Annotated in this window: 12 protein-coding genes; 7 read left to right on the plus strand and 5 right to left on the minus strand. The window is 74.8% G+C overall.

Translation table 11 applies throughout. The features are described from left to right. Positions 1 to 69 precede the first annotated feature (69 nt). Entirely contained in the window at positions 70 to 279 is a 210-nt protein-coding gene (locus K8612_RS29440) for a hypothetical protein (protein WP_223739313.1), read from the minus strand. Between the two features lie 276 nt (positions 280 to 555). Here K8612_RS29440 and K8612_RS29445 point away from each other — a divergent pair, with 276 nt between their 5' ends. Both K8612_RS29445 and K8612_RS29450 read left to right on the plus strand, forming a co-directional pair. Continuing rightward, the gene (locus tag K8612_RS29445; RefSeq protein WP_223764705.1) at positions 556 to 771 is read left to right on the plus strand and encodes a hypothetical protein; all 216 of its coding nucleotides are present in this window, start codon (positions 556 to 558) and stop codon (positions 769 to 771) included. Beyond that, positions 764 to 1054 carry a hypothetical protein gene (locus K8612_RS29450; RefSeq protein ID WP_223739311.1) on the plus strand — a complete coding sequence of 97 codons (291 nt, stop codon included), beginning with the start codon at positions 764 to 766 and terminating at the stop codon, positions 1052 to 1054. The genes K8612_RS29445 and K8612_RS29450 overlap by 8 nt, the downstream gene beginning before the upstream one ends. Before the next feature lie 61 nt (positions 1055 to 1115). Here K8612_RS29450 and K8612_RS29455 read toward each other — a convergent pair whose 3' ends face one another. Continuing rightward, positions 1116 to 2303, minus strand: coding sequence for a hypothetical protein (locus tag K8612_RS29455; protein ID WP_223739310.1), 1188 nt, complete (start codon positions 2301 to 2303; stop codon positions 1116 to 1118). A 104-nt stretch (positions 2304 to 2407) separates the two neighbouring features. Here K8612_RS29455 and K8612_RS29460 point away from each other — a divergent pair, with 104 nt between their 5' ends. The 4 genes from K8612_RS29460 (at position 2408) to K8612_RS29475 (ending at position 11541) form a co-directional block, all read left to right on the plus strand. After that, entirely contained in the window at positions 2408 to 5518 is a 3111-nt protein-coding gene (locus tag K8612_RS29460; protein ID WP_223764706.1) for an MG2 domain-containing protein, read from the plus strand. Beyond that, entirely contained in the window at positions 5515 to 7884 is a 2370-nt protein-coding gene (locus K8612_RS29465; protein WP_223764707.1) for an alpha-2-macroglobulin family protein, read from the plus strand. The genes K8612_RS29460 and K8612_RS29465 overlap by 4 nt, the downstream gene beginning before the upstream one ends. Positions 7885 to 8093: 209 nt before the next feature. Further along, positions 8094 to 9131: a trypsin-like peptidase domain-containing protein gene (locus K8612_RS29470; RefSeq protein ID WP_223764708.1), complete on the plus strand. Its 1038-nt coding sequence runs from the start codon at positions 8094 to 8096 to the stop codon at positions 9129 to 9131. A 58-nt stretch (positions 9132 to 9189) separates the two neighbouring features. Further along, positions 9190 to 11541 carry a hypothetical protein gene (locus K8612_RS29475; protein ID WP_223764709.1) on the plus strand — a complete coding sequence of 784 codons (2352 nt, stop codon included), beginning with the start codon at positions 9190 to 9192 and terminating at the stop codon, positions 11539 to 11541. A gap of 2 nt (positions 11542 to 11543) precedes the next feature. Here the strand turns inward: K8612_RS29475 and K8612_RS29480 are convergent, their stop codons facing one another. Genes K8612_RS29480 through K8612_RS29490 form a run of 3 tightly spaced genes read right to left on the minus strand, consistent with a single transcriptional unit; the run spans position 11544 to position 13928 of the window. Next, positions 11544 to 12344 carry an SDR family oxidoreductase gene (locus K8612_RS29480; RefSeq protein WP_223764710.1) on the minus strand — a complete coding sequence of 267 codons (801 nt, stop codon included), beginning with the start codon at positions 12342 to 12344 and terminating at the stop codon, positions 11544 to 11546. 28 nt (positions 12345 to 12372) lie between these two features. Next, entirely contained in the window at positions 12373 to 13167 is a 795-nt protein-coding gene (locus tag K8612_RS29485) for a ZIP family metal transporter (RefSeq protein WP_223764711.1), read from the minus strand. Continuing rightward, positions 13149 to 13928, minus strand: coding sequence for an alpha/beta fold hydrolase (locus tag K8612_RS29490; protein WP_223764712.1), 780 nt, complete (start codon positions 13926 to 13928; stop codon positions 13149 to 13151). Before K8612_RS29490 ends, K8612_RS29485 begins: the two co-directional genes overlap by 19 nt. Before the next feature lie 88 nt (positions 13929 to 14016). Here K8612_RS29490 and K8612_RS29495 point away from each other — a divergent pair, with 88 nt between their 5' ends. Beyond that, complete coding sequence (locus tag K8612_RS29495) at positions 14017 to 14556, plus strand: nuclear transport factor 2 family protein (RefSeq protein ID WP_223739302.1); 540 nt, start codon at positions 14017 to 14019, stop codon at positions 14554 to 14556. Positions 14557 to 14669 lie beyond the last annotated feature (113 nt).

Consider the following 14669-nt stretch of genomic DNA (forward strand, 5'->3'; position numbering starts at 1 on the left):
TCATCGCCGCGCCGGGAAGGAGACGTGCCCCCGGGCGGGCTGTCAGCATGGGGAAGGGCGCCCGTTGCTTCAGGCGAGCGCCGTGGTCTCGAAGGAGAGCTCGACGCCATTGGGCTTCACGCGCATCTGCGGGCGCGACAGCACATGGCACTGCGGGCAATAGCCGTGGGCACCGGCTGGCGTGGCCCGGATGGAGACCGCGCCGCCACACATCATGCAGCCCTCGGGAAGATCGAAGTCCGCGAACCGCTCTCCGCTCTGGGTCTCGAAGTGGGTCATGCCATTGAGTTAACGCAGGATCCGCCCGACACAAGCAGACCGTCGCCGCGCCGCGAGGACCCGGTGTGGCGCCCTGCCCCACCTTTCAGGGACAGAAGCCCGCCCTCCAGGGCAGCCTGCAAAGGTTACCGGCCGGGCTCCCACTGCTCACCCTTGGACAGCGCAAGCTGTTGGTCGGGCTCGCGGGCGCTGGCACGGGGATTTCATGGCGTACCCCCTCGGACAGCAGCGGGACGGGGGAGGCGTGGGATGGGTGCAGGGAACACAGTGAAGGTCATGTGCGACCGGAAGGGCTGGCGCGTGGAGGTGGCGCACGCGGGGGGCGTGCGGCGCTACCGGTACGGCAGCGAGTCCCAGGCGCGCTACTTCGCGGCGGTGTTCGAGCTGGGGCCCAGCGTGCTGCCCCCCAAGAACCATGCGCGAAGGCGGCGGGAGCCCCGCTTGGCTCTACCCAATGAGGTCTCTTTCGGAGAGGCTTGGCTTCATGAGTGATGCTCCCAAGCCCAAGCCCTTCATCCTCCCCAACCGGCAGCACGTCACCAAGGAGCCGGATCCCGGCGGCCGTTGGTCCGCGCAGTTCCCGGACATGATTGGTTACACCAGCCAGGGCGGCGGCAAGGTGCCGGCCGACTTCGGGTGGAACACCAACCCCAAGCAGTGGCAGGAGGAGCTGACGCCGCAGACGCTGGCGGAGCGCTTCGAGGAGCTGCGCATCCTGCCTCCGAAGAAGGACGCCCCCGCGCTGCCCGCGCCGGCCACGCCCGCGAAGCCCTGAGCCGGCCAGCCGTTCGCCTCCTGGGCCCGGTGGCACCCGGGCCTTGTCGAGGCGGGGCCCGCTAGCTGAACGGCAGGCTGGCCAGCCGCTCGCGGAAGCGGGCGAGCAGGTCGCGCGCGCCGGCCTCGTTGAGCCCCGCGGAGGCCTCCTGACGGCCCTTGCGCAGGAACGCGTCGAAGGGCGCCGAGCGGCCCGAGAGCGCGCCCGCCGCGGCCACCGCCTCCTCCAGGACGCGCGCCGCGCCCGGAGAGCCCAGCTCCAGGTGCATCTCCACCTGCTCCAGCCGGACGCCGCTCGCGGCCCACACCTCGCGGTCGTGCACGGTGAGCCACGCGCGGGTCAGCTCCTCCATCGCCTCTTCCAGCAGCGCGAGGAAGGGCTCCACCAGCCCGGGCAGCACGTCCGGCCCCAGCTCGGCGCGCGCGCCCGCTTCGCGCAGCCGGCCTCGCGCCGCCACGATTTCGCGCTTGGTGGGCGTCTTCAGCGCGAGCGACGCGGGCAGGGACACGAACGCGGCCAGGCTCTCCTCGGCCTGCCTCGCCAGCGCGGGCCGCTGGGCGTCCGTGGCCTTCGCGGCGCGCTCCAGCCGTCCTTGCAGTGAGCGGCGCAGGTCCGCCGCCGCGCCCCGCAGGGCCACGCGCGCGCCCACCTGGTTCGCGTAGCCGGGCACCACGTCCTCGCGGCGCACGTCCGCGAAGGCCGCGGCGGTGAGGTACACGAGGTCGCCGATGCGGTTGCGGAAGTCCGCGCGCGACGCGGCCAGCTCCGACATCAGCGTCCAGCGGTCGCTCACCACCTCCGGCCGGCGCATCTGCACGCCCAGCTCCTGCAAGCGCCTGGACAGGCGCTCCGCGCTGGCGTGCAGCACGGCCTCCGCCTCCTGCGACAGGCGCTCGTCGGAGCTCGCGGGCGGCGGGGCCCAGCCGCCGTCGCTGGGCGTGGCGGGGCGCGCGGGCGGCGGGAAGGCGTCGCGGATGGCGGCCACCAGCTTGTTGACGTCCGTCAGCGTCTCGCCGATGGCGGGCGCCATCGTCTCCCAGAGGGACAGGTCCGCGGCGTCGTCGGGCTCGGCGGTGGTGGGCTCGTACTTCACGATGCTCAGGTGCCCCAGCCGGTCGATGGCGACCGCGGCGGCCTGGTAGACCTTGCGCAGCCGCGTCGCGAAGTCGCGGTCCATCAAGGCTTCGAGCAGCGCATCCAGGCGGGGCGGCAGGGCATCCTGCGGGGGGCGGTTCTTCGACACGGCCATGACGCGTCACCCTAGCCCAGCCACCCCACGGATACGTCAACGGGGGGAGGTGGGGACCGGCCCCGCGCTTTCCGGCGTACAGTGGAAAGACGGGGAGAAGACGCATGACAGATGGCATCCAGCGCCGGCGATGGGTGGCCGGAGGGCTCGGGCTGTTGTTCGTGGGGGGAGGCCTGGCCTTCATGGCCTCCGGGCGGTGTCTGTCCGCCTGGATGTTCCAGGGCGTGGAGGTGCCGGCGTGTCCGGACGGCGAGCTCCGCCAGACGGTGAGCGTGTCCACCGGCGCGCTCGCGCGCGGGGTCTCCGGCCGGGTGGATGTGCAGGCGGTGGCGCACGGCGTGGACGCGGAGGGCCGCGAGCTCCGGGCCCCGGTCGGCCGGGGCTCCGCGGCGCTGTTCCTGGTGGACGCGGCCGGCAAGGAGACGCCGCTGCCGCCGGACGCGGAGGGCCGCTGGGAGCGCGAAGGAGACGGCCCCCTGTTCGCGCCGGTGACGCTGCCCGCGGTGCCGGACGGCGACTACCTGCTGCGCGCGCGCGTCACCACGCCGCTGGGCGCCGGCACGGTGGACGCGGCGCTGCCCCTGTACGCGCCCGCGCGGGTGCGCGTGCTGACGGACCGGCCCCTCTACGAGCCCGGGCACCGGGTGCGCTTCCGCGCGGTGGCGCTGCGCGCGAAGGACCTGTCGCCGCTCGACGGGCGGCCGGGGACGTGGAAGGTGACGGACCCCTCCGGCGAGGTGGTGCTGGAGGAGCGCGCGCCCGCGGGCCCCTGGGGCGTGGTGGCGGGGGACTTCCCGCTGGACCGGGGCGCGCCCACGGGCACGTGGACGGTGGCGTGGTCCAGCGGCGGCGCCTCCGGTGACGCGGCCTTCACGGTGGAGCCCTTCACGCTGCCGCGCCTGCGCATGGAGGCGAGGAGCCCCCGGCCCTTCTGGCGCGCCGACGACACGCCGGAGGTGACGGGGCAGGTGTCCTACGCGTCCGGCGCGCCGGTGGCGGACTCGGACGTGACGCTGACGTGGAGCCACGCGGGCGCGTGGCCGCCTCCGACGGAGTGGCTCCGGGGCGAGCTGCCCACGAAGGCGCGCACGGACGCCGCCGGCCGCTTCCGCGTGACGCTGCCGCGCGTGCCCCAGGACCTGCGCGGCCAGGCCACGCTGAGCGCGAGCCTGGAGGCGAAGGACCCCACGGGCGAGCCGGTGCGCGGCGGCGTGTCGCTCCTGTTGTCCGAGGACGCGCTGGCCGTGTCCTCCGTGACGGAGCTGGAGGACGGGCTGGTGGCGGGCTTCAACAACCGCGTCTACCTGCGCGCCACCACCGCGTCGGGCCAGGTGCTGCCGGGCGCGGAGGTGACGGTGACGCGCGCGTGGGACCCGCGCGACCCGGGCGTGAGCGCGGTGGCGGACGAGGACGGTGTGGCCGCCTTCCAGTTGGACCCGGGCCCCGCGGTGAACGTGGTGGTGCCGCCCCTGCCGGTGCGCGTGCAGCCGCGCCCGCCGCCCGTGTCGCTCGTGTCGTCGCGGGACCTGCTGGGCGCGCAGGGAGGGCAGGCGTCGCTGGAGGATCAGCTCGCGCTGGAGCGGCTGCTGCCGGTGCTGCACCCCTGCGCGCGCTTCGTCAGCCCGGCCTCCGGCGCGGCCCTGGCGGAGTTCGCGGTGCGGGTGGGCGCGGCCGGGCAGGTGCTGGACGTGGGCGGCGCGGAAGAGGGGCTGGAGGCGTGCATGGCGGCGGCGCTGCGCGCGAAGGGACTGCCGGCGCGCGCGGAGCGGATGCTCCAGTTGCGCTTCCAGGTCCGGGACCCGGGGCTGCCCTCCTTCCGCTGGGACACGCAGGTCGCCTTCGGGGACGAGCGGGGCGTGAGCGAGGGGCTGACGCTCGCCGCGCTGGACGCGCGCTCGTGCCTGCCGTCCACGCTGGACCGCGCCGTGGCCCTGCCCGGCGCGCTGACGTGGCGGCTGTGGGCGGACAAGCCGGAGCTGGCGCTGTCCTGGGTGGCGGAGCCCGCGCCGGAGGACGCGCTCCCGGCGGCGGCGCTGGCGTGCGTGAAGGAGCGCTTCGCGCGCATCCGCGTCCCGGCCTCGATGCGGGCGGAGCTGCTGACGGGACGGCGGTTGCCGGAGGCCATGGGCGTGGTGCGCTTCACCGCGCAGCCCACGTACGGCGGAAGCGGCACGCCCCGGCCGCCGCAGGCCACCACGTTCCTGGGCTACGAGCTGAGGGTCCGGGCGAAGTGGGACGGCCAGGACATGGGGGAGACGAAGTTCGTGCTGCGCCCCGCGAACCTGCGGCCGCTGCGCCTGCGCGCGACGCCGGTGCTGGCGAAGGCGGGCGAGTCCGTGAAGGTGGAGCTGCTGCGCGGCCCCGGCTTCCAGGGCGAGCTGCCCCCGACGCTGGAGCTGGTGGCCGGACAGACGCGGCTGAAGGAGAAGGTGGACCCGGCCACGCGCTCCGCGCGCTTCACGCTGCCCCAGGACTTCGAGGGCTGGGCGCAGGTGGAGGGCGTGCCGGCGACCGCGCGCGTGTACGTGGCGCCCCGCGCGTCGCTGTCCGTGGAGGTGGCTCCGGACAAGCCCGCGTACGCGCCCGGGGAGCTGGCGCACCTCCAGGTCCACACGCGCGTGGACGGCAGGGACGGCGAGGCGGCGGTGGGCCTCTTCGGCGTGGACGAGACGCTGTCCCAGTTGGTGGTGCTGCCGGGCGCGGACGCGCTGGACGGGCTGCGGCCCTCGCCCTCCGTGGCCACCCCGGCCTTCGGCGTGCTGGACGGCCAGGCGCTGGCCATGGGGCGCATCCGGGGCGCGAACGCGGCCGCGGCGGCGCTCCTGCGCGTCACGGCGGTGCCCTCGCTGGAGGACGAGGAGCCGCCCCTGACGGCGAGCGCCACGAGCCCCTTCTCCCCGGACGCGGAGCTGACGGAGCCCTTCTACGCGGTGCTGACGGAGCTGCACGCGCGCACGCGCAAGTGGGAGGAGACCGCGCCCGCGGGTGAGACGTTGGACCCCGCGGGGCTCGCGCGCCTGTGGGCGGAGTCGCTGGCCGCGTGCGAGCAGCGCGGGCAGAAGGTGACGGACGCGTTCGGCCGCAAGCTGCGGCTGTCGCGCCTGCCGCGCGATCTGCTGGCCCTCACGGATCCGCGCGCGGTGGTGGTGAATGGAACGCGGTTGCCGGAGGACGTCGTGAACTGGGACGCGTGGGTCGCCCGGGAGGCGCCATGAAGCAGCGCTCGTGGATGTCCGGGGCCGTGGGCCTCGGGGTGGGGTTCGTGCTGGGCGGAGTCACGCTCGCGCTGGTGGCGGGGGATGTCATCCGCCGCACCATGGGCCAGTCCGCCGCCGCGCTCGCGGGGGACGGCGTCGTCGTCACCATGGCGCAACGCCCCGGCGGTCCGGAGGGCATGAAGCGCAAGGCGATGAAGGGCTTCGGCTCGTCGAACGCCTACGACGAGGCCGTCGGTTCGCGGGGGGGCGGCGGACCGGCCGAGGCTCCGAAGGCCGCGGCGCCCGTGATGGAGATGGCGGCGCCTCCGGAGCCGGAACTGGAGGAGGGGGGCGTCAGCGCGGACAAGGGCGGCGCTGGCGCGCCCACCCGCGCGTGGTTCCCGGAGACGTTCCTCTTCGAGCCCCTGGTGGTGACGGACGCGAGCGGCTCGGCGACGGTGCCGGTGCGCGTGCCGGACCGGCTGACGCAGTGGCGGGTGCTGGCGCTCGCGCACTCGCGCTCCGGCGCGCAGGCGGGGGCGGTGACGTCCTTCGCGGGCACGCTGCCCACGTACGTGGATCCGGTGTCGCCGCCCTTCCTGCGCGCGGGCGACACGGTGCGCCTGCCGGTGCAGGTGGTGAACACCACCGACAAGGCCGTGGAGGCCGCGCTCAAGGTGGACGTGAAGGGCGCGCAGGTGGAGTCCGGCGCGCGCACGGTGCGGGTGCCCGCGCGCGGCAGCGTGGTGGAGTGGGTGACGGTGAAGGCCCGGGGCGCGGGGCCGGTGACGCTGCGGGCCTCGCTGGGGGACACGGACGCGGTGGTGCGCGACTTCGACGTGTGGGCCACCGGCCAGCCCGTGGTCCAGACGCGCGGCGGCTCCCTGGCGGCGCCGCGCACGCTGTCCCTCGCGGTCCCCGCGGACGCGCAGGCCGGCAGCGAGCGGGTGCGCCTGCAGGTGTATCCGGGCGCGCTGGGCATGGTGCGCGCGGAGCTGGCGGCGGTGGAGCGCCGGCCGGTGGACGTGGCGGGGGACGCGTACGCGCTGCTGCTCGCGGGCCAGGCGCCGGAGCTCCTGAGGTCGCTGGGCGAGACGGCGGACCCCGCGGCGCTGAAGGCGCTGTCGCTGGTGGCGACGCAGCGGGTGCTGCGCGCGGCGCGGGCGCCGTCGGTGGAAGTGGCGACGCGGCTCGCGGAGGGCGCGCTGGCCCACCCGGACAACCCGGTGCTCTCGCGGCTGGGCGAGCGGCTGGTGGCGCAGGTGGCCCAGGCGCAGCGGCCGGACGGCACCTGTCTGGGCGGTGAGGGCTGGACGCTCCAGCGCCTGCTGGTGGCGACGGCGGACTGCGCCCGCACGGTGCGCGCGGCGCAGGGCACCCCGGAGGGCAGGCAGCGCGCGGCGGCCTTCACCGTGCGCGCGTCGGGCGTCTTCGAGCGCTACCTGCCGCAGGTGAAGGATGGCTATACGGCGGCGGTGCTGCTGGCGGAGGGCGCCGCGGAGGGCAGCGTGGCGGACGCCCTGCGCGCCCGCGTGCGGGAGGCGCTGAAGTCCGGCGCGGACGGCACCGCGTGGCTGCCGGTGGATCCGGACACGGTGCGCGCGGACGGGGAGGCGCCCTCGGAGGCGGAGGCCACGGCGATGGCGGTGCTCGCCCTCCAGGGCGATGCGAAGGCGCCGCTCGCGGACCTGGGCGCCTGGCTGCTCGCGCACTACACGCCGGGCCTGGGCTGGGGGGATGGGCAGGCCAACCGCGTGGGGCTGCGCGCCGCGCTGGCCCTCTTCAAGGACCCGCTGCCGGCCCGGGTGCGCGTGACGGTGGCGCGCGACGGACAGGTCGTCACGGAGGGCACCTACGACACGCAGGCGCTGCGCCAGGTGCTGGCGCTGGAGGCCGCGGCGCCGGGCTCGGCGGGCACGCACACGTGGACCGTGCGCGCGGAGCCCGCGGTGCCGGGGCTGGGCTTCTCCCTGGCGCTGTCCGCGGCGGTGCCCTGGAAGCGCGAGGTGAAGGGCGGCCTGCAACTGGCCGTGACGGCGCCGGCGGAGGCGCGCGTGGGGCAACTGACGAACGTGCGCGTCCAGGTGGGTGCGCCGTCCTCGCTGCCGCTGCGCTTCCAGCAGGAGCTGCCCGCGGGCGTGCAGGTGGACCCCGCGAGCCTGGCCGCGCTCGTGGCGTCCGGACAGGTGACGTCCTGGGATGTGCAGGATGGAGCGTTGTCCCTGGACCTTTCTCCCAGGGAGCAGGGCGCGCCGGTGCAGGTGGAGTTCCGCGTGCTGCCCACGCTCGCCGGGACGTTGCAGGCGGGCGCGGCGCGACTGGGCGTGCCTGGCCGGCCGGACATCACCGCGTCGCTGCCGCCCACCACCTGGGCGGTGCGCTGAGGCCCTCCGGCGTCCGTGGGGTCATTCTCCACTCACGGCGCCGGTGCTGGTCCCTTCCGTCCGGCCCCGGAGGCGGGTGGAATGGGCGCCTGGCGCGCGGCAGGGGCCCGTCCCGCCGGGTGCCCCCCGCCCGGTGCAATCGCCGCCCTCATGCGTACACTGCAAGGAGTGCGGCGGAGATGCTTCGTGCGCTGCGGCGAGGAAACCGGATGGAGCTTGAAGGCTCCGAACAGGAGGAACTGACCCACGCCCTCCTGGGCGCGTTCACCTCGGTGGAGGAGCTCCACCGGATGGTCCAGGTGAAATGCGGCCGCAGCCTGGTGCCCCCCGTCGAACGGGAGGGGGCGGCGCGGGCGCGGGCGCTCGTGCGCACCGCGGAGGCGGAGGGGTGGACGGACGTGCTGGTGCGCGGCGCGCACGCGGCGGCGCCGAGCCATCCGCGCATCCGCCGCTTCCTCCAGAGCTACCTGTCCTCCGTGCAGCGCAGCGTGTCCGGCAGCACCCTGGCGCGCATCGTCCAGCAGTCCCGGCTGGCGCTGACGCCGCAGGTCTGGCGCGACCGGCTGGCCACGCTGTCGCGGCGCGTGTGCCGCGTGGAGCTGGAGGGCGGCCGCGCGCTGGGCACGGGCTTCCTGGTGGCGCCGGACGTGGTGCTGACGAACTCGCACGTCATCGAGCACCGGCTGCTGGAGGCGCTGCGCGTGCGCTTCGACTTGAAGGTGCTGCCGGACCGCATCGCGGTGCACCGCGGCCGGGTGTACGCGGTGAAGGCGTGCCTGGCGCAGAGCCCGCACAGCCCGGCGGACCTGATGCACCCGCGCCCGCGCGAGGCCACGCGCGACGAATTGGACTACGCCTTCCTGCTGATCCACGAGGCCCCCGGCGAGGACCGGCTGGGGGACCAGCGGCGCGGCTTCATCCCGCTGGCCCCTTCGTCGCCCACGGCGTTCGCGCCCGGCGCGCTGGCGCTCGTGGTGCAGCACCCGAAGGGGCGGCCCATGCAGGTGGCGCTGGACACGTTCCAGGCGGTCAACCGCTCCCAGACGCGGGTCACCTACTGCACCAACACGCACCCGGGGTCGTCCGGGTCGCCGTGCTTCACGCCGGACCTGGAGCTGGTCGCGCTGCACCACAGCGGAGACCCGCGCCCCGGCCACGAGTCCGCCGAGGACGACGAGGGCATCCCCCTGGACACCATCCGCGCGAGCCTGTCCGGGAGCGTGCTGCGCCGCCTGGGCTGGGAGTGAAACAAGGCCCCGGTCGAACATGCGGGCGCGGAGGAGGGGACTGCTATCGTCCGCGCGCATGCGCCTCCCCGCTCGAAGCACCCTGGCCGCGAAGGTCCCGCTCTCCACGGGCGTGACGCTGGCGTGCGCCGTGCTCTGCCTGTGGCCCATGCTCGCGGGCGCGGCGCCGCGCTTCGGCCTCGCGGGCCTGTCCTCCAACAACGAGGTGCGCCTGCGCACGTCCACCGCGCACCTGGAGACGGTGCTGCGCGTGGACCTGCTGCCCACGCCCATGGACGCCTCCCCGGAGTCGCCGCGCGACGCGGAGGCCACGCGGGTGACGGTGCTGGTGGATCCGCTGCTCGCGGCGGACGGCACGCAGGTGCCGGTGACGGTGCGCGTGGGCGCGGCGGAGGGCGTCGCGGAGGTGCCCATCTCCGTGAGTCAGCCGGTGACGGTGACGCTGTCCGCGGACCTGCCCTCGGCCGGTGACTTCCACGGCCGCGTGGTGCTCCTGGGCGACGGCGTGCGGGAGTCCACTCCGCTCATCGTGCGGCGCGTGGCGGCGGCGCCCACGGTGCAGTTCTATCCGGTGGCCCCCGCGCGCGGTTGGACGCTGGGGCCGTTCTCCGGCAAGGCCACGGTGCGGCTGGCCTTCCGGGAGACGGCGGGCGTGGGCGGCGTGGTGGGGCCCGCGGCGGTGGTGCAACTGGACCGCAAGGCGGGCGGCTCGGGGGACGGCGCCGCGCCCGTGCAGGCGCAGGACGCGACGTGGTCCTTCCGCGGACCGGAGGGCCTCCTGGAGGTGCCCGCCTACGGCACCGGCCTCTTGAGCCTGGACGTGGATGGCCTGCCGGAGTCCGGCGAGTACACCGGCACGGTGCGGCTGCTCGTGCCGGAGGGCGGCGCGGTGGAGCAGGCCTTCACCGTCTGGGTGAAGACGCCCGCGATGTTCGGCGCCTTCCTCATCTTCCTGGGCGTGGTGACGTCCGCGGCGGTGCGCTTCTACGTGCAGCGCGTGCGTCCGCGCGTGAACCTGCGCAGCCGCGCGGAGGCCGCGCGCCAGAAGCTCCAGTCCCTGGTGCCCGCCCGTCCCCTGGAGCGCGAGGCCACCGTGGCCGCGTCGCTGCGCCGTCAGGTGGACGCGCTCCTCGCGGACATCCAGCGGCCCTTGAGCGGGCTCGTCGTGCAGGACTCCGTGCTCGCCCTCTTCGAGGCCCGCCTCCAGCTCTTCTCCCTCTGGTCCGTGCTCCTGCGTCAGTTGGAGGGGCTCAGGGGCGTGGCGCTGCTGGACGCGGAGCGCAAGCTCAAGGCGGTGGAGACGCTGCTCCAGAACGACGAGGCCACGTCCGCGGACTTCAGCGAGCAGGCGCAGATGCTGCGCACGCTCGACCTGGAGGCGGTGGCCCGCGCGGTGCTGGAGGCGCGGCTGACGGAGCTGGAGCAGCAGTCGCGCACGCTGGCCTCCCAGCGCGGGGATGACCCCGTGAGCCGCCGGCTCCAGGGCGAGCTGCCCCTGTACGTGCTGCGCGCGCGCCAGCAGTTGCCGGGGCCCGACCTGGAGGCGTCCCGCCGGCTGGTGGAGACCGCGCGCGAGGCGTTCCTCGAAATCCTCCTGACGGACCTGGAGGACGCCCTCACCGCGAAGGAGCTGCCCGGCGGCTTCACGCAGGAGGAGTGGGCGGCGCTGCGCCTGCGCGTGGGCGAACAACTGGCCCGGGCGCGGGCCCGCGTGCACGCCAGCGTGGACGAGGCCTACCTCTACTACCAGTCCGCGCACGCGCTGTACCTGCGCGAGCTGGTGGACAACCTGGAGGAGGCGCTGACGCAGCTCCAGGCCCAGGCCGGCGGCGGGCTGAACACCCTGGCGGACGACTGGCGGACCGGGGCGGACGCGCGGCTGGCGGCGGCGCGCGAGCACCTGGACAAGGGCGAGGCGAACCTGGCCGCGGCGGAGTACCGCGCCGCCCGCGAGGACTTCTCGCGCCACGTCACGCTCCCGCCGCCCCCGGTGTCCATGGGCGGCCGGCTGGCCCTGGAGTCCGTCCCCTCCGCCGTGACGCTGGACCCCTTCTCGCAGCCGGCCGCGGAGTCGCCCCCGCCGCCCTCGCCGCTGCCCGGCGGGCCCGCCACCGGGAACCTCTCCCCGCTGCCGCCGTCCTCCACGAAGGCGAGCACCGACGTGCTGGTGCACCTGGACTGGATCCCCCTGCCGCGCTCGCGCGACCTGTGGAAGGTGGAGCTCGCGGTGCTGGGGATGATGTCCATCATCGCGGTGCTGCTGGGGCTCCAGGTGCTGGACGTCTTCGCGCCCACGTGGGGCGGCTCCGGCGCGTGGATGACCGCCTTCCTCTGGGGCTTCGGCCTGCACCAGGTGGGCAACGCCACCTTCGACGGCCTGTGGGGCATGGTGTCGCGGCTGGAGAAGTAGCCTCAGGCCTTCTTGCCACGGATGGCGCGCGCGGCCAGCCGGTCCACCAGCGCGGGCGCCACCAGCTTGAGCACCTGGCCCACGCGGCCGGTGAGCGTCATCACCAGCTCCCGGTCGCGGCGCTCCATGGCGCGCAGGATGAGGGCCACGCAGGTGTCCACGTCCATGGTGGGGCCCGCCTCGTCGCGAGGGCTCTGGCCCAGCGGCCGGCCCTCCGGACCCAGCGCGTGCGCGCGGATGTCCGTGGCCACGAAGCCCGGCGACACCACGAGCACGTCCGTGCCGGTGCCCAACAGCTCGATGCGCAGCGAATCGAAGAAGCCCTGCATGGCGTGCTTGCTGCCGGCGTAGCCGGTGCGCATGGGCACGCCCGTCTTGCCCGTGAGCGACGACACGGCGACGAGCAATCCCTTGCGCGCCTTCACGTGCGGCAGCGCGTGGAAGGTGCAGTGCACCGCGCCCAGGTAGTTGATGCGCATGAGGCGCTCGTAGAGGCCCAGGTCCTTCACGTCCTCGAAGCGCGAGTGCATGGTGATGCCCGCGTTGTTGACGAGCACGTCCACGCCGCCGAACGCCTCCACCGTGCGCTCCACCAGCAGGCGGCACGCCTCCGGGTCGCCCACGTCGGTGGGCACCACCAGCGCCTTGCCGCCCGCGGCCTCGCACTTCGCCTTCACGCGCTCCAGCGCCTGGGCATCCCGCGCCGCCAGCGCCACGTTCGCGCCCCGGCCGGCCAGGGCCACCGCCAGCGCCTCGCCGATGCCCGCGGAGGCACCGGTGACAATCACGGTCTTTGCTTGCATGCCCCCATCCTCTCAGGGGGGCGGCCCTTCAGCCATGGCCTCCCGCGAACCGCTCCGCGAAGTGCAGCCCGCCAATGAGCAGCAGCCCGCACAGGAAGCCCACCACGCGCTGGCGCGCGTCCGGGCCCCGGCGCAGCTCCGGCAGCAGGTCCACCGCGCCGATGTAGAGGAACGAGCCTCCGGCGATGGCCAGCACCGTGCCCTGGAGCGAGGGCAGGTACCGGGTGCCCAGCAGCACGCCCGCCGCGCCCACCGCGGCGGTGAGCTGCACCGCGGCCAGCGCGGCCAGCGACCGCGCGCGAGTCCAGCCCGCGGCGCGCAGGAGCGCGTAGTCGCCCACCTCCTGCGGCAGCTCGTGGACGATGACGGCGAACGCGGTGGCGAAGCCCGCCTCCGGCGACACGAGGAAGGCCGCCGCGACCGCCGCGCCGTCACCCACGTTGTGCAGCGCATCCGACGCGAGCAGCGCGCTGGGGAGCGTGGGCGAGCCCGGGTGCCCATGCGCGCCGTGCGCGTGTCCGGCGGCGGCCTCCGCGTCGTGGTGGTGATGGCCCAGGCCCCACTCCAGGAGCGCCAGCGCGACGAAGCTGGCGAAGGCCCACGCGAAGGCGGCGTCGCCCTGGGCCTTCACCGCCTCCGGCAGCACCTCCAGGAACACCGCGCTCAGCAGCGTGCCGGCGGCGAAGGCCACCAGCGCGGGCAGCCTGCGCTGCAGCCACGGCTCGGACAGCACTCCGCCCGCGAGCCCGGCCAGGCCGTCCAGCCCCACCGCGATGAAGACGAGCAGGACGGTGTTCGCATCCATCAGGGCGCCATCAGCCACGCGAGCACGGCCTGGGGACTGTCCACATGCACGAAGTGGCCGGCGTCCGGCAGCAGGGCCACGGGGCAGCCCGCGTCCTCCAGGCGCCGGGCGCTCTCCTCGGGCACGTACCGGCTGCGCCCGCCGCGGATGCAGCGCAGGGGCGGGTGCACGGGGCGCTCCACCGCGGGCCAGAGGTCCTCGCCGTTGACGCGGCGGTGCAGCCGCAGGAGCGCGTCGCGGTCGAAGCGCCAGCGCACGCCGTCACCGTCGGGCGTGAGGTTCATGAGCAGCCAGTCCGACAGCGCCTCCGACAGGCCGTTGCCGGTGAGGTTCTCCCGCAGGGCCTTGCGGCTGTCCGCGCGCGGCGGGGCCTTGAGCAGGATGTCCAGGACATAGCCGCTGTCCGACAGGTTCAGCGGCACGGGGCCGGGCGCGATGTCGAGCATCGCCACGCTGCGCACGCGCTCGGAGGACTCCAGGCTCGCGGCCAGGGACACGCGGCCGCCCAGCGAGTGGCCCACCCAGTCCACGGCGCCGGTGAAGCCCCGCGCCTCCAGCGTGTCCACCACGTCGCGCGCGAGCGTGGTCAGGTCCGCCTCCGGAGGCAGCGCGGGGGAGGTGCCGTGGCCGGTGAGGTCGGGCAGCAGGATGCGGCGGCGCGGGTCGGCCTGCGTCCACGCGACGGCCAGCGAGCGCAGGTTGCGCCCCGTCCCGAGGAAGCCGTGCAGCATCACCGTGGGCACGTCACCCGTGCCCACCTGGAAACTTTCGAGCACCACGCCACCACCGCCTTGTGTCGCATGCCTTGACCTGGGGGCACGCCTGCCGCTTCATACCGCGAACCCCCCTGACGTCGAGGTGAACCCGATGGCATCCGTCTCCTGGTTGTTGCTGGCGCTCGGCGCCAACCCCGTCGCCGCGCCGGCCGCGGCCCAGGCTCCGGCCGACCCCAAGGTCGCGGTGGCCACGGTGCTGGACGATTGGCACCGCGCGGCGGCGGTGGCCAACGAGGCGCGCTACTTCGCCTTCTTCACGCCGGACGCGGTCTTCATGGGCACGGACGGCGAGGAGCGCTGGACGGTGGACCAGTTCCGCGCGTGGTCGAAGCCCTTCTTCTCCAAGGGCAAGGCCTGGTCCTTCAAGTCCGTGTCCCGCAATGTCTTCTTCTCGAAGGACGGCCAGGTCGCCTGGTTCGACGAGGCGCTGGACACGCCCAACCTGGGCCCCGCGCGCGGCAGCGGCGTGCTGGTGAAGGACGCGGCCGGCTGGAAGATCGCCCAGTACAACCTCTCCGTCCCCATCCCCAACGACCTGATGGGCGAGGTGACGAACCGCATCGCCACGTACTCCAAGGCAAAGGCAGCCACACCGCCCGCCCCGGCGAGCAAGCCCGCGCCGAAGCCCTGACGCATGCCTGCCTGCGTCATGGTCCGGGTCCATGACAGAACCATGACAAACGCATGGAGGAGCTGAGGCCCTCCGTCATTTCCCACGCTGTACGTTGGAGTCCTTCGCCGCTC

It is taken from the genome of Corallococcus sp. AS-1-6 (assembly GCF_020037015.1).
In the GTDB taxonomy this organism is placed as follows: domain Bacteria; phylum Myxococcota; class Myxococcia; order Myxococcales; family Myxococcaceae; genus Corallococcus.